The 20,079-nt window shown below is 76.0% G+C and carries 17 protein-coding genes, 1 tRNA gene and 1 pseudogene; 9 read left to right on the forward strand and 10 right to left on the reverse strand.

Translation table 11 applies throughout. The features are described from left to right. Positions 1 to 16 precede the first annotated feature (16 nt). Positions 17 to 424, reverse strand: a complete 408-nt coding sequence (locus IE245_RS28780; protein ID WP_189952779.1) for a VOC family protein — start codon at positions 422 to 424, stop codon at positions 17 to 19. Positions 425 to 871: 447 nt separating this feature from the next. On the opposite strand from IE245_RS28780, the gene IE245_RS28785 reads away from it, so the two are divergent. Further along, positions 872 to 2,419: a pectate lyase family protein gene (locus IE245_RS28785; protein WP_189952781.1), complete on the forward strand. Its 1,548-nt coding sequence runs from the start codon at positions 872 to 874 to the stop codon at positions 2,417 to 2,419. Positions 2,420 to 2,423: 4 nt separating this feature from the next. On the opposite strand, the pseudogene IE245_RS37330 reads toward IE245_RS28785, so the two are convergent. The 3 genes and pseudogenes from IE245_RS37330 to IE245_RS28795 all read right to left on the reverse strand — a co-directional run. After that, positions 2,424 to 2,628: pseudogene (locus tag IE245_RS37330) on the reverse strand (arginine deiminase family protein); the annotation flags it as partial. 131 nt (positions 2,629 to 2,759) lie between these two features. Further along, on the reverse strand, positions 2,760 to 4,361 hold the full coding sequence (locus IE245_RS28790; protein ID WP_373305421.1) for an adenosine deaminase family protein: 1,602 nt from the start codon (positions 4,359 to 4,361) through the stop codon (positions 2,760 to 2,762). Between the two features lie 242 nt (positions 4,362 to 4,603). After that, positions 4,604 to 5,782 carry an alpha-hydroxy-acid oxidizing protein gene (locus IE245_RS28795; protein ID WP_189952783.1) on the reverse strand — a complete coding sequence of 393 codons (1,179 nt, stop codon included), beginning with the start codon at positions 5,780 to 5,782 and terminating at the stop codon, positions 4,604 to 4,606. Between the two features lie 252 nt (positions 5,783 to 6,034). Between IE245_RS28795 and IE245_RS28800 the strand changes: the two genes are divergently transcribed. Then, positions 6,035 to 7,120, forward strand: a complete 1,086-nt coding sequence (locus IE245_RS28800) for a phosphotransferase (protein WP_189952784.1) — start codon at positions 6,035 to 6,037, stop codon at positions 7,118 to 7,120. 27 nt (positions 7,121 to 7,147) lie between these two features. On the opposite strand, the gene lysA is transcribed toward IE245_RS28800, so the two are convergent. Together lysA and IE245_RS28810 are read right to left on the reverse strand one after the other, a co-directional pair. Then, positions 7,148 to 8,506, reverse strand: coding sequence for a diaminopimelate decarboxylase (lysA, locus tag IE245_RS28805; protein ID WP_189952786.1), 1,359 nt, complete (start codon positions 8,504 to 8,506; stop codon positions 7,148 to 7,150). Next, positions 8,503 to 8,946 (reverse strand): SAV_915 family protein, encoded by a 444-nt coding sequence (locus IE245_RS28810; protein WP_189952788.1) that lies wholly within the window; start codon positions 8,944 to 8,946, stop codon positions 8,503 to 8,505. Before IE245_RS28810 ends, lysA begins: the two co-directional genes overlap by 4 nt. A gap of 538 nt (positions 8,947 to 9,484) precedes the next feature. Here IE245_RS28810 and IE245_RS28815 point away from each other — a divergent pair. From IE245_RS28815 to IE245_RS28835, 5 genes are all read left to right on the forward strand, one after another. Continuing rightward, positions 9,485 to 10,213, forward strand: a complete 729-nt coding sequence (locus IE245_RS28815) for a hypothetical protein (RefSeq protein WP_189952790.1) — start codon at positions 9,485 to 9,487, stop codon at positions 10,211 to 10,213. Between the two features lie 432 nt (positions 10,214 to 10,645). Next, complete coding sequence (locus IE245_RS28820) at positions 10,646 to 11,278, forward strand: carbonic anhydrase (protein WP_189952792.1); 633 nt, start codon at positions 10,646 to 10,648, stop codon at positions 11,276 to 11,278. Further along, positions 11,275 to 11,919, forward strand: coding sequence for an L-threonylcarbamoyladenylate synthase (locus tag IE245_RS28825; protein ID WP_189952795.1), 645 nt, complete (start codon positions 11,275 to 11,277; stop codon positions 11,917 to 11,919). The genes IE245_RS28820 and IE245_RS28825 overlap by 4 nt, the downstream gene beginning before the upstream one ends. 96 nt (positions 11,920 to 12,015) lie before the next feature. Then, positions 12,016 to 12,087 (forward strand) — tRNA-Arg (locus IE245_RS28830). A gap of 3 nt (positions 12,088 to 12,090) precedes the next feature. Continuing rightward, entirely contained in the window at positions 12,091 to 14,496 is a 2,406-nt protein-coding gene (locus IE245_RS28835; protein ID WP_373305420.1) for a hypothetical protein, read from the forward strand. 56 nt (positions 14,497 to 14,552) lie between these two features. On the opposite strand, the gene IE245_RS28840 is transcribed toward IE245_RS28835, so the two are convergent. Beyond that, positions 14,553 to 15,794 carry a S8 family peptidase gene (locus IE245_RS28840; RefSeq protein WP_189952800.1) on the reverse strand — a complete coding sequence of 414 codons (1,242 nt, stop codon included), beginning with the start codon at positions 15,792 to 15,794 and terminating at the stop codon, positions 14,553 to 14,555. A 457-nt stretch (positions 15,795 to 16,251) separates the two neighbouring features. Between IE245_RS28840 and IE245_RS28845 the strand changes: the two genes are divergently transcribed. Beyond that, positions 16,252 to 16,938 carry a hypothetical protein gene (locus IE245_RS28845; protein ID WP_229851625.1) on the forward strand — a complete coding sequence of 229 codons (687 nt, stop codon included), beginning with the start codon at positions 16,252 to 16,254 and terminating at the stop codon, positions 16,936 to 16,938. 7 nt (positions 16,939 to 16,945) lie between these two features. Here IE245_RS28845 and IE245_RS28850 read toward each other — a convergent pair whose 3' ends face one another. The 3 genes from IE245_RS28850 to IE245_RS28860 all read right to left on the reverse strand — a co-directional run bounded on the left by IE245_RS28850 (position 16,946) and on the right by IE245_RS28860 (position 19,395). Next, positions 16,946 to 17,356 carry a RidA family protein gene (locus tag IE245_RS28850; RefSeq protein ID WP_189952802.1) on the reverse strand — a complete coding sequence of 137 codons (411 nt, stop codon included), beginning with the start codon at positions 17,354 to 17,356 and terminating at the stop codon, positions 16,946 to 16,948. A 76-nt stretch (positions 17,357 to 17,432) separates the two neighbouring features. Further along, on the reverse strand, positions 17,433 to 18,929 hold the full coding sequence (locus tag IE245_RS28855) for an MFS transporter (protein WP_189952804.1): 1,497 nt from the start codon (positions 18,927 to 18,929) through the stop codon (positions 17,433 to 17,435). 109 nt (positions 18,930 to 19,038) lie between these two features. Then, positions 19,039 to 19,395, reverse strand: coding sequence for an ArsR/SmtB family transcription factor (locus IE245_RS28860; protein WP_229851629.1), 357 nt, complete (start codon positions 19,393 to 19,395; stop codon positions 19,039 to 19,041). 235 nt (positions 19,396 to 19,630) lie between these two features. Here IE245_RS28860 and IE245_RS28865 point away from each other — a divergent pair, with 235 nt between their 5' ends. Then, positions 19,631 to 20,032: an STAS domain-containing protein gene (locus IE245_RS28865; protein WP_189952808.1), complete on the forward strand. Its 402-nt coding sequence runs from the start codon at positions 19,631 to 19,633 to the stop codon at positions 20,030 to 20,032. The last annotated feature ends 47 nt before the right edge of the window (positions 20,033 to 20,079 follow it).

A 20,079-nucleotide genomic window follows, 5' to 3' on the forward strand; every position in this document is an offset into this window, starting at 1 on the left:
CCGGGAGGCCCGGGGGTCAGGAGGCGGGCCGGTCCTCCTCCGCCGGGAGGTCCTGGGGGTACCAGCGGAGCTCGACGGTGTTGCCGTCCGGGTCCTTCACGTAGACGGACTGAGCCGAGCCCCGGGCGCCCCAGCGCGGGACGGGACCCTCGACGACGTCGAAGGTGCCGGAGGCGATGACCTCCTGCCAGTCGAGCGGGTCGACGACGAGGCAGATGTGGTCCACGTTCGACTCGCCGCGGGGCCGGGAGAACAGGTCGATGACGGAGCCCTCGTCGATCCGCACGGACGGGAACGGCACCTTGCCCGCCCGCCACTCCTCGACCCGCTCCGGCGCGAGGCCGAGGGGGCCGGTGTAGAAGGCGAGGGCCCGCTCGACGTCGGTGACGTTGAGGACGAGGTGGTCGAAGGCTTTCACGCGCATGCGGTGTCTCCCGTTGTTCCGTTCGATGGTGCGGTCGTACGGGAGCGATGCCCGGCGCGGCCCCGGCGCGCCCGCGCCCGCCGGTCCCCCGTACGCGCGCACGCGTGCCGCGGCCGGTCCGCACCTCCCCCGTGTGCAGGTAGTGCCTATCACGGGCGCCCCTCCCCGACCCACCCTTTTGTCGGCAGCCGCCCCGCCCTCGACCTGCGGGTTTCCCTCCGCTCGGGGAGCCCCGCGGCGCCCCGGCAGACGGGAGCGCTCCCACCGCCCCACGGGACCCGCGCATTCCGACCGTGCGCGAAGTCTTGTCAGGTACTCGACGGCAGCCCTATCGTCACCCGCCAGAAAGCGCTTTCTAGCGCTTTCTGGCCCAGGGACGGGACTCACGACGACAACGCCCCGCGCCGCCGTCGAGCGGTGCGGGCGCCAAGGAAAGGGCAGGCGAGCATGGGACGACGCTCCCCCTCCACGCGACTCCAGGCGGGCTTGGCCGCCATGGCGGTCGCGGCCGCCACCGGCGTGATCCTGACCGTGCCGGAGGCCTCCGCCTCCGCCGCCGTCGCCGCCGGGGCGACCGGCTACGCGAGCCAGAACGGCGGGACGACCGGCGGCGCCGGCGGACAGACCGTCCGGGCGACCACCGGCACCCAGATCCACGCGGCCCTCTGCGGCCGGGCCTCCAGCAGCACCCCGATCGTCATCCAGGTCGAGGGCACCATCAACCACGCCAACACCGCCAAGGTCTCCGGCACCAGCTGCAACACCGCCGCCGGCGTCATCGAGCTCAAGCAGATCAGCAACGTCACGCTCGTCGGCGTCGGCGCGGGCGCCGTCTTCGACCAGGTCGGCATCCACATCCGCGAGTCGAGCAACATCATCATCCAGAACGTCACCGTCAAGAACGTCAAGAAGTCCGGCTCCCCCGTCTCCAACGGCGGCGACGCCATCGGCATGGAGAGCGACGTCCGCAACGTCTGGGTCGACCACAGCACCCTGGAGGCCTCCGGCGGCGAGTCCGAGGGCTTCGACGGACTCTTCGACATGAAGGACAACACGCAGTACGTGACGCTCTCCTACAGCGTGCTGCGCAACTCCGGCCGCGGCGGCCTGGTCGGCTCCAGCGAGACCGAGCTGAGCAACGGCTTCATCACCTACCACCACAACCTGTACGAGAACATCGACTCGCGCGCCCCCCTGCTGCGCGGCGGCATCGCCCACATGTACAGCAACCACTACCGGCAGCTGAACGAGTCGGGCATCAACTCCCGTGCCGGCGCCCGCGCCAAGGTGGAGAACAACTACTTCGAGGACTCCAAGGACGTCCTCGGCACCTTCTACACCGACGCGGCCGGCTACTGGCAGGTCGCCGGGAACGTCTTCGACAACGTGACCTGGTCGCCCGTCGGCACCGACTACAGGCCCGCCGGTCCGAACCCGACCTCCAACACGACCGTCTCCGTCCCGTACGGCTACACCCCGGACAGCGCCTCCTGCGTGCCGGACGTGGTCGCCCGTACGGCCGGCGCGAACAAGGGCCTGCTCGTCTCGGACGGCTCCTGCACCCCGCAGACCCCGAGCCCCACGCCCACGCCGACGCCGACCCCGACGGCCACCGCCACCACCGCCCCTCCGTCCGGCACCAACCTCAGCATCGGCGCCGGCTCGGACGGCTCCAGCAAGGCCGACGGGACCAGCTACGGCAACGTCCGCGACGGCAACCTCGCCACCTACTGGTCGCCCGCCGGCACCACCGGCTCGGTCTCGGTCAAGTGGGCCTCCCCGACGACCATCCGGTCCGTCCGCGTCCGCGAGGCCTCCGGGGCCGGCACCGTCACCGGCTGGCGGCTGCTGAACGCCGACACCGGAGCCGTACTCGCCACCGGCGGCGCGGCCGGCACGGTCTCCCTCCCGGCGACCTCGCTGAGCAAGGTCACCTTCGAGATCACCTCGGCCACCGGCACCCCGCGCGTCGCCGAGTTCGAGACGTACGCGTAGGGGCTCAGAACCCGACCGGGTCGCGGACGGGGGGGGCAGGTCATGCAGTGGCCGCCGCCTCGTCCGCGGCCCAGTTCCGCGCCCACGATGGTGATGACCTCGATCACCCGCAGCCCCGGCAGGCCGAGGGCCTCGGCGACCACGTCCGTGAAGGGGGTGTCGCCCTCGTCGGTAATCTCGCCCCCCGGGGCGAGGGGCGTCGGGGCGATCAGGCTCCAGCCCGAGGTGTCACCTTTCGACCGCTTTCTACAATCTTGTCCGTCCGGCACGGGATCGTACGCGGACGGGCGCGCCCGGCACCCCGCGGACGGGTGCCGGGCGCGTGCGTGGGTGTCGCGGGTCAGCGGCCGGGGGTCGCGTGTGCCGACTCGAAGGCGGCGAAGGCGGCCTCCTGGCGCCATTCCAGGGAGGCCTTGGGGCTTCCCTCGACGAGGCGCCGGCAGGCGGCGGAGCGGACCGGGGTGCCGGGGCGCTCGCCGCGGCAGGCCGGGACCGTCCGGTAGCCCTCGGCGGTCGGGTTGCCGCGCCACAGGCTCGGGCCGGGGAGGAAGGCGTACTCCAGGGAGGCGCGGGCGAGGTCCTTCAGCTCCGGGTACGAGAGGCCGTAGGTGCGGGCCGCGTACTGGTACTCGTGGCTGATGTCGATCCGGGACACACCGGGGTCGTCGGTGGCGAGCACCACCGGCACGCCGTGGGCGCGGTAGGTCTCGAAGGGGTGGTCGGCGCCGCGGACTCCGAGGATCTGGGCGTTGCTGGTGAAGGGCACCTCGACGGCGACCTCGCGGGCGGCCATGGTGCGGGCGGTGGTCCGCCAGTCGTCCTCGTGGACCAGGTCCACGCCGTGGCCGACGCGCTCGGCGCGGGCCACGTCGACGGCCTCGGCGATGTGGAAGGCGAGGTCCTCGGGCTTGACCAGGCCGGGCCACAGCTCGCCGGCGTGCAGGGTCACATGGGCCTTGGGGTGGACCTCGCGGAGGTGGGCGAGCATCCGCATCTGGAGGCGGTAGTTCTCGAGCGAGCTGTCCCAGTCCTCCGGCTGGACCAGGTTGACGGCGACGAAGCGCTCGTCCCGCTCGGCCAGCGCCATGCCGAGCGCCATCTGGGTGAAGACCCGCTCGGGCGTGCTGCCGCGCGAGACCTGCGAGATCCAGCGGACGGTGAGCCCGCAGGCGGGCCGCTCGCGCTCGGTGCCGCAGCGGGCCGCGGCGCGGAACTCGGCGTCGCCGGCGTCGGCCTCCCGCACCGCCTCCTCGACGAGGGCGTCGAGCCGGCCGCCCGCGGTGAGCTTCTTGTACAGGGCGGCGAGGTCCGGGTCCCAGCCGACCTCGCCCGCGAGCTTCTTCGCGCCCTCGGAGGCCGGACTGACCATGGTCTCCAGGTACCACTGGTTCTGCGCGGCGACGTCGTCGGCGAACTCCGCGAGCATCTTGCCCCGGTGCCGCCAGGTCACCTCGCCGAACTTCGCGAAGGCGTCGAAGAAGTGGTCGTGGCCGTTGCCGCCGGGCGGGAAGTCCTCCATGGACCAGGCGCGCACGAGGGCGTCGTGGAAGGCGCGGTCGGTGCGGGCGTCGGCGGCCGGGCGGGTCCCGGGGCCGCAGGGCGGGACGACCGCGGTCATGGTCGCCGTCTCGACGCAGAGCCCGTCCTCGGCGGCGAGGGTGATCAGGTACTCGGTGGAGACGGCTCCGGAGAGGTGGTTGTGGAGCTCCCCGCCCTTGGGCAGCGACCGGAAGAACTCCCCGAGCCGGGCGGGATCTTGCCGTACGGACTTCAGGTAGGCGTCGGTCCGCGCCTCGCCGGGGGTCGGGACGCGGGGCGTGACGACGGGGAGGCCGGGCGCCCCGGACGTGGGGAGGGGAGAGGCGGGCCGGGCGGCGGCGGGGAGGGCGGCGGCGGCGAGCGGGAGCAGGCCGAGTACGGCCACGGCGGCCGGGAGGAGCAGGCGGCGGGCGGTGGAGCGGGGGGACGCTTCGGATCGCCGGGACGTCACGGATCGGTGAGGGGTAGTCACCGGGGCATGATCGTGAACGTCGGCCGTCCGCCGCCTCCGGCGAAACGCGGTGACGGCCGCGACCACCCGACCGGGTGATGCCCCGACCCTCGAACGGGTGCGCCCGGGCCCCGCGTTCGAGTGTCCGGGGGGCCGGGGCGCGGGATCAGGGACTGGGGTCCGGGGCCGGGGCGTCACAGGCGGCGGAGGGCTCCCGGCTCGCGGAGGGAGTCGAGGGTGGGGTAGCCGTCCACGGCCATGATCAGGTCGGCTTCGGCGAGGAGGGAGCGCAGGACGTGCACGATGCCGTCCTCGCCCCCGGCCGCCAGGCCGTACGCGTAGGGGCGGCCGACGCCCACGGCGGTGGCGCCCAGCGCCAGGGCCTTGACGACGTCCGCGCCGGTCCGGACGCCCGAGTCGAAGAGGACGGGGAGGCCGTCGGCGGCCTCGACGACGTCCGGCAGGGCGTCGAGGGCGGGCAGGCCGCCGTTGGCCTGCCGGCCGCCGTGGTTGGAGCAGTACACCGCGTCGACGCCGCCGTCGCGGGCGCGGCGCACGTCCTCGGGGTGGCAGAGGCCCTTGAGGATCAGCGGGAGGTCGGTGAGGGAGCGCAGCCAGGGCAGGTCGGCCCAGGTGAGGGGGTTGCCGAAGACGCCGACCCATTCGAGGATCGTCGCTCCGGGGTCCTCCTCGGGGGCCTTGGCGAGGCGGGCCCGGAAGACGGGGTCGGAGGTGTAGTTGGCGAGGCAGTGGCCGCGCAGCTGCGGGAAGTTGCTCGCGGCGAGGTCGCGCGGGCGCCAGCCGGTGACCCAGGTGTCGAGGGTGACGACGATCCCCTTGAACCCGGCGGCCTCGGCGCGGCGCACCAGGCTCTCCGCGAGGTCCCGGTCGGTGGGGGTGTAGAGCTGGAAGAAGCCCGGGGTGTCGCCGAACTCGGCCGCGACCTCCTCCATCGGGTCCACCGCGAGGGTGGAGGCGACCATCGGGACGCCGGTGCGGCGGGCCGCGCGGGCGGTCGCCAGGTCGCCGTGTCCGTCCTGGGCACAGAGCCCGACGACGCCGACCGGTGCCATGAAGAGCGGCGAGGGCAGCCGGAGGCCGAGGAGGTCGACGCTCAGGTCGCGCCGGGCGGCGCCGACCATCATCCGGGGCACCAGACCCCACCGTTCGAAGGCGGTCGCGTTCGCCCGCTGGGTGAACTCGTCGCCCGCGCCGCCCGCGACGTACGACACCACCGACGGCGGCAGCGCGGCGGCCGCCCGTTCCTCCAGTTCGGCGTAGGTCATGGGGAGGCCGGGGAGCACTCCGCCGAGACCGGCGAGGTAGATCTCGTTCTGGTAGTCGCCGTACCGCCCGCCGAACGCGCCGCTCATCGTGGCCCCGCCCCTTCCCTCGCCCCGGACCGGGCCCTCCCCGGCCGCCGGTGGCGCCCACGGTGCCAGCCGCCGGGCCGGAGCGCCATGGGCCGGACCGGTCGGGCGGGATCCGCGAGCGGGGTGGGGCCGTACCCGGACGGCGTACGGCTCGCCGGGCTCCACGCGGCCGAGCCCGGCGGCCCGGTGGCGGGGCGGCCGCGGCGGCATATTCCGGTGCGCGCGGGTGCGGGCCGGTGGTGGAATCGCCCGATGCACGGGAACGAAGGACGGACGGGCGGCGCCGAGCGGGCCGCGGTGGTGGACCGGGGCCGGTTCGCCGACTCGATGACTCCCTGGGACGACGCGGGGTGGCGGCGCGAGGTGTTCGGCTGGGCCGAGCGGGTGCTGGCCTCGCACGGCCTCGTGGAGGCGGGGGTACGCGAGGTGAGGGTGCGGCCCTGGTCGGTCCTCGTCCGCTTCCGCACCGGCGGCGGCGCGCGCGACGCCGTCTGGCTGAAGGCGGGCGCCCCCTCCAACGCCTTCGAGGCCGGACTCGCCGGCGCGCTCGCCGCGTGGACGCCCGAGCACGTGATGACCCCGCTGGCGGTGGACGCCGCCCGCGGCTGGTCCCTCCTCCCCGACGGCGGCCCGCTCTTCCGCGACGTCCTCGACGCGGGCACGGCCGGCCCGGAGGCCTGGACGACGGCGCTGGGCCGGTACGGCGCGATGCAGCGGCGCCTGGTCCCGTACGCGAACGGGGCCGCGGGCCACGGCGGGCAGGAAGCGGGTGCGCCGGAAGGGGGTGGCGGGCTCGGCGGGTTGGGGGTGCCGGGGGCGCGGACGCGGGAGTTGCCGGAGGTGTTCGACGCGCTCGTCGCCGGGAACCCGCTCTTCGACGACGACGAGCGGGCCGCGCTGCTGCGGCGGCGGCCCCGGCTCGTCGCACTGTGCGCCGAGCTCGACGCGTACGGCCTGCCCGACTCGCTCGACCACTGCGACCTGCACGACGGGCAGATCCTCGCCCCTTCCCCCGGCCGCTTCACCTTCTTCGACTGGGGCGACGCCTGTGTCGCGCACCCCTTCGGCAGCCTCCTGGTCCCGGTCCGCGAGGTGCGGGAGCGGTACGGCCCCGCGCACGTGGCCCCGATGGTGGACGCGTACCTGGAGCACTGGACCGGCCTCGGCCCCTCGCGGGCGGAGCTGCGGCGGGCGGCCGTCCTGGCGGTCCGGCTGGCGGCGCTCGGCCGGGCGGGTTCCTGGTTCCGGCTCTTCCCCGGCACCCCGACCGGCGACAGCGAGGAGGCGAGCGCGTACTGGGTGCGGCAGCTGTTCGCCGCCACCGACGAAGAGCTCTGACGCCGGCCGGGCGCGCCGCTCCCGCGCCTACAGGCCGACGTCCCGGGCCCGCAGGTCCTCCAGGGTCTCCCGCCTGACCAGCAGCCGGGCGGCGCCGTCGCGGACGGCGACCACCGGCGGGCGGCCGACGAGGTTGTACGAGGAGGCCATGGAGAGGTGGTACGCGCCGGCCACCGGCACCGCGAGCAGGTCGCCCGGCCGGACGTCGGCGGGCAGGCCGACGTCCTCCGCGAGCAGGTCGCCCGCCTCGCAGTGGCGCCCGGCGACGGTGGTGCGGACGGTCGGGGCGGTGGAGCGGCGGCCGATCAGACGGGGCGCGTACCGGACGCCGTAGAGGGCCGGGCGGGGGTTGTCGCTCATGCCGCCGTCGACGGCGACGAAGGCGCGCCCGCCGCTCGTCTTGACGGCGAGGACGCGGTAGACGGCGACGCCGGCCGGTCCGACGACGGCCCGGCCCGGTTCCACGAGCAGCCGGGGCACGGGCAGTCCGGCGGCGCCGCAGCTCTCGGCGAGGGCGGCGCGGAGCCCGCGGGCGAGGGCGGTCGGGTCGAGGGCCGGGTCGCCGGGCCGGTGGGCGATGCCGTGGCCGCCGCCGAGGTCGAGCTCCGGCAGGACGACGCCGTGGGCGTCCCGGATCCGGGCCATCAGGCCGACGAGCCGCCGCAGGGCGGTGAGGTAGGGCTTGGTCTCGGTGATCTGGGAGCCGAGGTGGCAGTGCAGGCCGGTGAGTTCGAGTCGCGGCTGGTCGAGGATCCGGGCGACGGCGTGCTGGGCGTGTCCGTCGCGGAGGGAGAGCCCGAACTTCTGGTCGTCGGTGCCGGTGCGGATCTTGGCGTGGCCGCCGGCGCCGACGCCGGGGGTGACGCGGAGCATGACCTTCTGGTGGCCGCGCGGGCCGAGGGCGGCGGCCAGCCGGGCGATCTCGGCCGGGCCGTCGATGACGATCCGGCCGACGCCGAGGCGCAGCGCGGCGGCGAGGTCGGCCGGGGACTTGGCGTTGCCGTGGAGGAGGATCCGTTCGGGCGGGAAGCCCGCGGTGACGGCCAGTTCGAGCTCGCCCGCGGAGCAGACGTCCAGGCCGAGCCCCTCCTCGTCGACGAGGCGGACGAGACCGCGGCAGAGGAACGCCTTGGCCGCGTAGTGCACGTCGGCGCCGTCCGCGGGGAAGGCGGCCCGGTAGGTGCGGCAGCGGTCGCGGATCTCGGCCTCGTCGAGCACGTACACGGGCGTGCCGTGCGCGTCCGCGATGTCGGCGAGCGGCACCCCGGCGAGCAGGACGCGGCCGCCGGGCTCCTCGGTGGCGGTGGCGGGCCAGACGGAGAACTCCGGGGCGGGGGCGGGCGTACGGGCGGGCGGGACGGGGGCCGTCAGGTCGGTGGTGGTCATGCGGCGGTCCCCCTCGCGGCCGGGTCGGAGCGGCGGGCGCACGGGGTGCCGGGGCGGGCGGGCGTGGAGGTGGGCGCGGGCAGCGGAACCGGTTCCGGCACCGGATCGGGCGCGGGGGTGAAGGGAGCCGTGAGGACCGGGTCGACGGTGAGGGCGTGGACGCCGAGCGGGTGGGCGAGGGTGCGCAGGGCGGCCTCGGAGAGCGGAATCCAGGGCTGCTCGGTCCCGAGGGTGGCGCGGAGCCGTTCGGGGGTGGTGAAGGCGACGGCCGTGCGGGCGCCGACGGGCGTGCGGGAGAAGCGGGCCGTGACGCCGTGTCCGCCCGGCCGGACGGGCACGCAGAGGCGTCCGGCCGGGGCGGGTTCGACGGGTTCCGGGTCCACGGGCCCGGGGGCCGGGGCCGCGGCCGTGCGGTCGTCGGCGTGCGGGGTGCGGGGCATGGGGTCCTCCCGGGCGGGTCCGGCCCGGCGGCGTTCCGCCGGGGCCTGTCCTCGCAGCCTTGCCCGCCCCGGTCCCCGGAGTCCCGGTCCCTGACGCGGTCCTGACGCCTGGCCGGGCGACTCTTGACGCGATGGTCACGCCAGGGCGGACCCCGCCCCGGCGGAGGACGCGCCTCCGCCAGGCCCGATCGCGCGGGGACGGGACTGGCACTTGGTGTCTCCGTTCCGTGCGGCCATGCGGCCGCGCCCGGCGGGCTCAGGTACCCGGCGGGGGTACGAAGACCGTGGTGCGCGGGGGCGGTCTCGGAGCGTCGCGGCCCCGAGGCCCGTATGGCACGGAGTGCCTGGTGGGAGGGGACCGGGACGTCGGCTGGACGGAGGGCACGGCGAGCTGAAAACCTCGGCGGTGAGGACCCGGTCACCGGTCCCGACGTGCGCCGCCGCGAGGGGAGCGTGGCGCGGGCCCGTGATCGTCGCGTCCTCGCAGGCGCGTCCGCCGCACCCGTACGCGCCGGTACCGCGAGGAGGAGGACCACCGATGACCGCCGCCCGGGAAGAACGGCTCCGGCTCGACGCCGCGAGTGTCGACAACGCGAGGACGACGCTGCTCCAGCTCCTCGCGCGGGCGGGGGTGTACTCCGGCGACGCCGAGGAACTGATCGGGCTCGTCGAGGCGGGCGCCCTCGCCGGCGCCCACGAGGAGCTTGCGGGCACCGGCCGGCAGGCCCCGCCCGGGAGCGGCGAGCCGTACGCGGCGGGCTGGCGCGACGGTTCACGGGCCGTCACCGAGGGGCTCGCGGGCCTCGCGGACCGGGCACTGGGCGCGGCCGTCGCCGAGGACGCCGCCGCGGAGCCGGAGGCCCGGTCCCGGGTCGGCCGGATGGAGGTCGAGCGGGCCAAGGTGGCGGTCGTCCCGCTGTACCTCTCCTTCTCCGAGGAGTCCGACCTCGATCCCGAGGTCACCGAGCAGGTGCTCGCGTCGGCGCTCGCCACGATGGGGCCGCGGCAGCGGGCGGCCTATCCCGGGCGGCTGACGTCGTTCGCCGCGGACAACCGGACGCATCTGGAGCGGCTGTACGCCACGTACGGCCCGGGCAGCGCGATCGCCATCCACGGCCGCTACACCCTGGTCCACTCCCCCACGAGCCTCGCGGTCCTCGAACGGCTCTCCGTCCGGCCGGCGGAGCTGCGGGAGGAGTGGGACGCGGCCGAACTCCCGCCCGCCTGGCTGGACGGCTTGACGCGCGCCTGGGACGCGACGGCCTGAACCCCCTGCGGCCGGTCGGCCGTCGGTCGCCGGCCGCCATCGCGCCGACACCCCGTCCGGTGGGCGCGGAGGTCGGTACGGGGACCGAACAGTCGGCGCCCGTACCCGGTCGGCGCCCCACGGCGCGGGGCGCACCGGCGGGGCGCGTCGGGGCGAAGGCGGGCGCGGCGGGCGCGCGCGGGGCTCTCGGGCGGGTGTGTGCGCGGGTGGGCGGATGCGCGTACGGCGGGGGCCCGAGGTGGGCGCCGGAGTCCCGGGGCAAGGCGGCGAAGCGGGGCGGACGGGGTGCGGGGGCCGATGCGTGGACCGGAGCCCGGGGCCGCCGGGTGAGGAGCGGCGGGGGTTCCGGGTGGCGTGCAATGCGTCACACGGGGGCGCGGCGAGGGCTCAGCCGGTGGCGCGGAGGGCGGGGGGCGCGCATAGGGTAGCGGCATGCCCAGAACTTCCCCGGCCCTTGCTCTCGACGCCCTTCTCGAGGGCAACCGTCGCTTCGTCTCGGGCACGCCCGAGCACCCCAACCAGGACGCCGCCCGTCGTACGGAGCTGGCGCCCGGCCAGGACCCGTTCGCCGTCATCCTCGGCTGCTCCGACTCCCGGCTCGCGGCCGAGATCATCTTCGACCGCGGGCTCGGCGATCTCTTCGTCGTCCGCACCGCCGGCCACGTCACCGGCCCGGAGGTCCTCGGCAGCGTGGAGTACGCGACCAGCGTCCTCGGCGCGCGGCTCGTGGTCGTCCTGGGCCACGACTCCTGCGGCGCGGTCGCCGCGGCCCGCGCGGCCGTGGAGGACGGCTTCGCGGCGCGCGGTTTCGTGCGGGACGTCGTGGAGCGGGTGACGCCGAGCGTCCTGGCGGCGCGGACCGCGGGCCTGACCGCGGACAGCGACATCATCGACGAGCACATCCGGCACACCGTGGACCTCCTCCTGGACCGCTCCCGGCTGCTGTCCGAGCAGGTGGCGGCCGGCGAGGTCGCCGTCGTCGGCCTCGGCTACGAGCTGGCCGGCGGCAGCGCCCGCCTCGTGACCACGCGCGGAGCCGTCGTGGAGGAGGGCACTCCGGCGTGACGTCCCGCTTCGACTGCTCCGATCCGGCGGCCCGCGCCGCCGGCCTCGGCGAGGCCGCGGCCGCGGTGCGCCGCGGGGACCTCGTCGTCCTGCCGACGGACACCGTGTACGGGGTCGGGGCGGACGCCTTCGACCCGAAGGCGGTCGCCTCGCTGCTCGCGGCGAAGGGCCGCGGCCGTCACAAGCCCTCCCCCGTCCTCGTCGACTCGGCCGCCGCGCTCGGCGAGCTGACCGACGAACTCCCCGACGCCGCACGGGCGCTGATCGAGGCGTTCTGGCCGGGCGGGCTGACCCTGGTGGTCCGCCACCGCGCGTCCCTCGACTGGGACCTGGGCGAGACGGGCGGCACGGTGGCGGTCCGGATGCCGGACCACCCCCTCACCCTGGAACTGCTCGCGGCGACGGGCCCGTTGGCGGTCTCCAGCGCCAACCTCACGGACCACCCGTCCCCGCAGGACTGCGACGCCGCGCAGGCCATGCTGGGCGACTCCGTGGCGGTGTACCTGGACGGCGGACGCACCGCCGGCGCGATCTCGTCGTCGATCGTCGACCTCAGCGGCGAGACGCCGGTCCTCGTCCGCGACGGCGTCCTGCCGGTGGCGGAACTCCGCGCGCTCGTACCGGACCTGATCGTCCCCTGACCCCTCCCTCCGGCCCCACCCGCTCCTGTTCCCGGCCCCGGCGCGACGGAATCTCCGTTGCCCGGGGCCGGGGCGCTCACTAGGGTCTCGTCCCATCGACGTGTAGCTCAGCAGCAGAGCGCCGGGCTCCGGTCCCGGAGGGCGCGGGGGCAGTACCCGCCACGTCGGCTCATGAACACGCACGCTGATCAGCAGCCTCCGACGTCCACCCCTCCCACGGTGCCCGCCGCGCTTCTCGCCGCCTCTCCCGGCTACGCCCGGCAACAGCTGGCGCGAGCCTTCGCCACCGCCCTCGGCCACCCGGACCCCGCGACCCGGCAGCGGGCCGGGGAGCGGGCGCGCGGCTGGCGGGACGTCCTGGTGGGGACGGCCTCCGGCACGCTGCGGATCGGTTCGCGCACGCCGGTGGCCGAGCTGCCCGCCTGGGTGACGCCCGACGTCCTGCACGGCGGCTTCGCGACCGGCTCCGCGCGGGCCGGAGGACCGCTCCGGGAGTTCGAGCGGGAGGCGGCGCACCACGCCGGCGTGCCCGCCGAGCGGGCGGCGCTCTTCGCCCACCACCTCACCGAGCCGGGCCTCGCCGACCTGTGGGAACTGCTCGACTCGGGCCGCTACGAGGTGGGCCTGCCCGAGGAGGCGGCGCTCCTGACGGTGGCCTGGCTGGTGCGGGCGGGCGAGACGGACGCGGCGGTCGAACTGGTCGATGCCCTGAGGCCGTTCGCGGACCGGCTGCGCTTCCTCCCCCGGCCGACGGAACGCCGCTCCGCGAGGCGTCAGGCACGGCGCGGAGCGGAGCGTCCCACGGGGCTGCCGATGTCGGAGGCGGGTGCGGTGCACCGCTCCACCGTCGAGCAGACGCGCGCCGCACTGGCCGCCAGGGCGCCGAAGCGGGCCGTGGAGGAACAGCGCGAGGCCCTCGGCGTCTGGCGTCCGTTCGCCGACGAACTCCTTTCCCACTGGCTGGAGTTCACGGGGCCCGAGGGGGTCGTGCGGCCGGGTGCCGCGCCGGAGGAGGCGTGGCTGACGCGGGGACGCGCCCTCCTCGACCGGTACGAACGGCTGCTCGCCGCCCATCCGCTCACCGGCCGGCACCGGAAGCCGGGAAGCAACGAGGGCATCCTGCGTGGAGCGTTGGCGGAGCTGGTGTCCGGACGCGCGCTGGACGCCCGGCGGGCCGGCCTCGTGCGGGTCGCGGTCACGGGGATGGTGCGGAAGCGGGGCCTGCCCGGCTCCGCCCGGCACACGGCGCTGCGGGAGGGACAGGCCGCGCGGGCGGCGCTCCCCGCGCACCACGCCGTGGCGCACCTGGTCGCGGAGCGGTTGGCCGGCCTGCCGCAGGAGTCCGGCCTCGTCGACGTGGCACCGTTCGTGGTGCCGGTGACGGCGGCCGAGGAGGGGCGCACCGGGCTTCCCGAGGGGGCCGACGTGCCTCCGTCGGTGCGGCGGGTGGTCGACGGGGCGCGCAGCGCGCCGCTCGGCGTGCTGGTCGCCTCCGGGATCGTCCCCTCGGCGGAGGCGATGGCCGAGCTGGTGCCCCAGCTGGTCGCCGCCGAGCGGGCCGCGGTGTACCGGGACCCCGCGCTGCGCGTCCTGATGACGGCGAACTACCGCGCCTTCCGCAACCGCCGCTCCCTCCTGCTGCTCCACCTCGCACGCCAGGTGGCGCCGGAGGAACTGCCGTGGGTACGGGCCGTGCGCGGGTACGCGGACGGCGACGCCACCACCCGCGGCTCGGCGGCCGCCGCGGCGCGCACCCTGGCGGAGACGGCGGTGGAGCACTTCCCCGGAACCCTGCTGCCGAACCCGCTGGTGCGCGAACTCGGCGCCCTGCTGGGCGCGTCGGGGCTGGACGCGCCCCTGACGGAGGAACTGGCCGCGGACATCTTCATGGGCCGGTTCAGCGGCAAGTTCCTCGCCTCGGCGGGGATCGCCGCGGAACTCCTGGGCGGGGGTTCGCTGTACGAGCGGTACTACGGCATCGACTACGCCGGACTGAGCGCCCTGGCAGGCGCGGCAGGCGACACCGGACGCCGGGGCGCGCGGGGCGATCACCGGGACGCGCTCGCGGAGTTCGCCCGGCTGTGCCACGCCCGCGCGGGCCGGACGCCGGGGCACGACTCCGTCGCGGGGAACGGCATGGTGATCGAGCAGGCGCAGATCCTCACGACGCACAACCTGGCCACGCTGGTGCGGAGGGTCGGGGTCGCGCCGGAACCGGGCTGGGCCGAGGCGGCACGCCGCTGCTTCGGAACGGTCTGCCGGCTCACGGAACGCGCGGGGCGGGGCCCGTACCCGCTGACGGGTCTGAAGGACGCCGCGTACGCCTGGCGCCAGATGCTCTTCCACCTGTCGTTGTGCGAGCGGTCCGAACGGGCCGAGGTGCTGGCGTGGCTGCCGGCGGAGGCGGCACGCCGCCCGCTGGTCGCCTCCCGGCTGGCGCCCGCGCTGCTCGGCCTGCGGCACGTCGCCGAGGGCGGCCTCTTCGACGCGGACGGGACGGCCCGGTCGGGGCGGGCGCGCCGGCTGACCGGCTGGTCGGTGGCGGGGCACTGGCTGCGGCCCGCTCCCTGGAAGTGAGGTGACGGCGCCCCGGCGCCCCGGTGGCGGGGGTGCCGGGGCGCCGGAGGCGGCGCTTACGGGACGAGACGCAGGAGGCGGTTGGGGGAGCCCGTGCCCGGGCTGGTCACCTTGCCGGGGGTGGCGCCGTTCACCAGGGCGGTGGCGACCTGGGCGGGGGTGGCGGACGGGTGGCCCGCGAGGTAGACGGCGGCGGCTCCGGCGACGTGCGGGGTGGCCATGGAGGTGCCGGAGATGGTGTGGGTGGCGGTGTCGCCGGTGTGCCAGCCGGCCTTGATGGAGACGCCGGGGGCGAACAGGTCCAGGACGGCGCCGTAGTTGGACCAGCTCGCCTTCGCGTCCGCGCTGTCCGTGGCGCCGACGGTGAGGGCCTCGGTGACGCGGGCGGGCGAGGAGTTGCGGGCGTTGACGCCGGAGTTGCCCGCCGCGACGGCGTAGGTGACGCCGTCGGCGATGGAGCGCTTGACCGCGTTGTCGAGGGTGGTGGAGGCACCGCCGCCGAGGGAGAGGTTGGCGACGGCGGGGGCTCCGGCCGGGTGGTGGGCGGTCACCCAGTCGATGCCGGCGACCACGCCGGCGGTGGTGCCGGACCCGTTGGCGTCGAGGACGCGGACGGCGACGACCTTGGCCGCCTTCGCGACGCCGTAGGTGGAGCCGGCGAGGGTGGTGGCGACGTGGGTGCCGTGGCCGTTGCCGTCCTGGGCGACGTTGTCGCCCTCGACGGCGTCGTAGCCGTCGACCGCACGGCCGGCGAGCTCGCCGTGGCTGACGCGTACGCCGGTGTCGATGACGTACGCGGTCACCCCGGCGCCGGCGCTGTCGGGGTAGGTGTAGGTGCCCGAGAGCGGCAGGGCCGCCTGGTCGATGCGGTCGAGGCCCCAGGGGGCGTTGCTCTGGGTGGCGTCGGCGCGGACGACGCGGTTCTGCTCGACGGTGGCCACGGCGGGGTCGGCGGCGAGCCGGCGGGCGGCCGCGGCGTCGAGGCTGACGGTGTAGCCGTTGAGCGCGGCGCCGAAGGTCTTGCCGACCGTGCCGCCGTAACCGGCTATGAGCCCGCGCCCCTTGGCGGACCCGGCGGCGAAGCCGGCATCAGGCTCGAGCGTGACGAGGTAGCTGCCCTCGACGGCGTCGGGGGAGCCCGCGGCGACGACGACGCCCTCGGGAGCCGGCGCCGAGGCGGCCTGCGCGGGGGCCACGGCGAGGCCGGTGACGAGCGCGGCGACGACGACGGCGGAGGCCGCGGTGGTGGTGGCGGCGATCAGGTTCCGGCGCGAGGTGCGGTGCGTGGGGAGTGCCATGGTGAGGGGTTCCTCCTCTTGGCGGCGCGCCCTGGTTCGGGGCGGGCACGGTGCGTGGGGGTGGGCCGCGTGCGGTCGCACGCTCGCCGGAAGGAGGCGTCCCTCCGACCGGCGTGGGCAGAATCCTGTTCCTCACCGCCCGGGAGGATCAAGGAAGTTGACGCCTTGTCATGGATCCGACACGTGGCTGACACAAGGACTCCCCCGATCCCCGGCCGAACCCCCGCGAACCACCCCTCCCTCCCCCACCGTCACGTTCCGGCCGCCACCCACGAGGACCGGCCAGGGAAGGAGGAGACGGCGGGGCAGGTGGGGGGGGTGCGGGCAGGTGGAAGTGCGGACGGGACGGTGTGGGGGCAGGACGGGCGCGCCCCGGGACGCGGTGGCGAACGAGGCCGCCGACGACCGACCGGGGCCGGGAGAGCGGCAGGCCAGGTCGCTCCGTCATCATCGGGGCATGCGAAGGAACACCGGTCCGAACCCCTCCGAGGACGCCCACGGGACCGTCTCCCAGGACTCCCCCACGGACTCCCCCGTCGACCCTCCCGCGGCCGCCGCCGCTCCCGCCCTCTCCCCCTACCAGGAGGGGCTGCGCCGGCGCCTCCTGGCCGCGCCGGTCGTCCCGGCGCCCGCGCCGTGGCGGAACGTCTTCGGCGGACCGGCGGCCGTCGGCGGGCTCACCGGCGTCGGCTTCGGCGTGGACCCCGCCACCGGCCACGACCTGGTGATGGTCGTCTCGACCCAGGGCCACGGCGTCTTCGACGCGGTGACGGGCGAGCGGATCGCGCGGGACCGGGACCCGGAGGACGACGGGCCGGACGGCACGCCCGACCTGTCGTGCCCCTGGATCGGTCCGCTCGCCGGCGGCCGGGTGCGGGTCGCGGGGCTGTTCGGCGGCGGGCTGAACAGCACGAGCGGCGACGGCTGGTCGGTGGACGTCGAGGCTCCCGACTGGCCGCACCACCGGATCCTGCTCTCGGACAACGGCGGCGGCTGGCACCGTCCGCCCCATACGGAGGGCTGGTGGCACGTCTTCCACTCCACGTGGTCGACGCTGCGCGCCGCCGGCTTCTCCCCGTCCGGGCAGACCCTCGCCGTCGCCACGTCCAGCGATCTGACGCTGTGGACGCGCCGCCCGGCGTGAGGGGCGGTCAGGCGTCGAGCACGGCGGCGACGGCCTCGATCTCGACGAGCTGGTCGTGGTACCCCAGCACGGTGACGCCCATCAGGGTGCTGGGCACGTCGTGGTCGCCGAAGGCGTCCCGTACGACCTCCCAGGCCGCGACCAGGTCCTTCTGACGGGTCGTGGCGACGAGCACCCGGGTGCTGATGACGTCCTCGATGCCGGCGCCGGCGTCCTTCAGGGCCGTCCGCAGGTTCGCGACACAGGCGGCGGCCTGCCCGCGGACGTCCCCGACGGCGACGGTGGCGCCGTCGGCGTCGAGCGGACAGGCACCGGCGAGGAAGATCAGCCGGGCCTCGGCGGGCGCGGTGGCCGCGTACGCGTACTCGGCGACGTCGGACAGGGAAGCGGAACGGATGAGCTGGACGGCCCGGGGCACGGGGGTTCCTCTCGGCGACTGCGGCGAATCCGGGCCACTCTCCCAGGCCCCGCCCGCCGGATCGACCGGATTTCCCTCACCCCGTGGGGGTGGGCCAGTGGCGGTGCAGGGCGTCGATGCGGAAGGCGTGGACGTGCACCCGCACGGGTCCTCCGTCGCGCGCGTCGGCCATGTGGGGGTGACCGGCGGGGAGCTCGGGATGGGCGTGGGCGAGTTCCTCGGGGTCCCGGCGCGGCCAGAGGCGGGCGGCCGCGAGCGCGGCGGCCAGGGCGACGACGCCGAGGGCGGCGGCCGAGGCGGCGGGTCCCGCGCGGGAGGCGAGCCAGCCGGCCAGCGGATAGGTGAGCAGCCAGCAGCCGTGCGAGAGGGAGAAGTGGGCGGCGAAGAGCCCGGGCAGGTCGGCAGCGGCGGCGGACCGGCGCAGCAGCCGCCCGCCGGGGGTGAGGACGGCGGAGGTGGCGGCGCCCAGGCAGAGCCAGAGGGTCAGCAGCGCGGGCCAGGCGGCCGTCGGGTGGGCGCCGGCCCAGCCGGAGGCGAGTCCGGCGGTCAGCAGGCCGAGGGCGGCGGCGAGGGTGCCGGCGGCGGGGAGCATCAGGGCGCGGTCGCCGGTGCGCCCGAGGACGCGCGGGAGGAGCAGCGCGACGGTCATCGACCCGGCGCCGTACGCGGCGAGGGCGAGCGACACGTCTCCGGCCGGGCGCCCGAGGCCGTCCCGGACGAGGACGACCGTGTCGACGAGCACCAGCCCCCCGGCGGCTGCGACCGCCAGGTCGAGCGCGAGCAGGGCCCTCAGCCGGGGGGTCGCGAGGAAGACCCGGACGCCGAGGACCCGGGCGGACGCCGGACCGCGCGGCCGGCGGTGAACGGGGCCGCGGTGGTGGGCGTGGGCATGGCCGAGGCCGAGGTCGCGGTCATGGCCGAGGTCGTTGTCACGGTCCCCGCCGAGGTCGCGGTCGCGGTCGTGGTCGCGGTCGCGGTCGTGGTCGCGGTCGCGGTCGGGATCGTCCGCGGGGAGTCGCAGGGGCAGGACGAGGAGGGCGGAGAGGAGGAACCCGGCGGCGGTGCCGGCGAACAGCCACCCGTACGGCACGAGCGTGAGGAGGGCGGCGGCGAGGACCGGGCTGACGAGGCTCTCCAGGTCGTAGGCGAGCCGCGAGAGGGTGAGGGCCCGGGTGTAGTCGCCCTCCTGGGGCAGGACGCGCGGGATCGTGGCCTGGAAGGCGGGGGTGAAGACCGCGGAGGCGGCCTGGAGCAGCAGCACGAGCGCGTACACCTGCCAGACCCGGTCCACGAACGGCAGGACCAGCGCGGCGAGCAGCCGTACGAGGTCGGCCCCGACGAGCAGCGTCCGGCGCGGCATCCGGCGGGCCAGGACGCCGGCGAGCGGTGCCAGACCGACGTACGCCGTCATCTTGAGCGCGAGCGCGGTGCCGAGCACGGCGGCGGCCTGTCCCCCGGCGAGGTCGTACGCGAGGAGCGCGAGCGCGACGGTGGCGAGCCCGGTGCCGGTGAGGGCCACGGTCTGGGCGAGGAAGAGGTGCCGGTAGGTGCGGTCGCGCAGGACGGACAGCATGGGGTCGCCCTCGTTCGGCAGCGGGTGCGGTCCTCTTCACGGTAGCCGACACGTGCATGAGTGCGCACATGTATGAGTGAAGGGGGCGACGCGGGACGGGCCCTTGCGTTCAGTCGTGCCAGGGCTCGCCCGTCACCACGTGATCGGCCCGGTTCAGCGCCTCGGTCACCAGCCGCTTCAGGTGCCCGTCCGGCAGCGCGTACACCACCCGCCGCCCGTCCTTCCGGGCCTGCACCAGCCCGCCCAGCCGCAGCTTCGCGAGGTGCTGGCTGACCGCGGGCCGCGCCGCCCCGCACGCCTCGGTCAGCGCGGTGACGTCGGCCTCCCCGCGCGTCAGCACCCACAGCAGTTGCAGCCGCGTCGGGTCGCTGAGCAGCCCGAAGACCTCCGCGGCCGCCGCGAGCTCCGTCGCCCCCGGGGCCCGTCGATGGACGGGGGACACGGTCCGCTCGCGTTCTTCCCGCACCTCGCGCACCTCACCCGTTTCGCGTACTGCACCCGCTTCACGGGCCTCACGCGCTTCACGCGCGGCCTGTGCTTCACGGAGTGGATCCACCATGCGCCCATCGTAGGGAGCGGGGAGCACGGCGGGGCCTCCCGGGACGGATGACCGATCCGTGGACCGTCGTGCACGCGGACGGACTCCCGGGTGAGGATGCTGCGGACGGCCGGGACGTGGCCGGGAGCGAGGAGAGACGACGATGACCATCGAGTGGCGCTACACCATCCACCCCGGCCTCGGTGTGCTCTCCCTGGCCGGCTTCCTGGGCCAGGAGGCCGTGGGACGGTTCCAGGGAGCCGTCGGCTGGGCGCTCGCCCGGGGCACCGGGCCCGTCGTGCTGGACCTGACGGGGTTGCGCGGATGGTCCGACGGAGGCCGCCTCGCCGTGTCGGAGGCCGCGCTCCGGCTCGCCGCGGAGGGCCGGGGGCTCGAACTCGCGGCCGTGCCGCGGAGCGGGGCGTCCGTGGCCGGCGACGACTTCGGGGACGGCGAGGTCGTCGTCACGGTCCACGGCGACCTCGCCGCCGCGCTCTCCGCCCACCGGGACCGGGGCGTCGAGGAACGCGAATGGCGGAGCGACGCCTGGCCGGAAGGCGACTGAGACCGGTACGGGCGTGTCCGCTGTACGGCCCCGGCCGCCCTGGCCAC

It is taken from the genome of Streptomyces roseolus (assembly GCF_014649855.1).
In the GTDB taxonomy this organism is placed as follows: Bacteria; Actinomycetota; Actinomycetes; order Streptomycetales; family Streptomycetaceae; genus Streptomyces; species Streptomyces roseolus.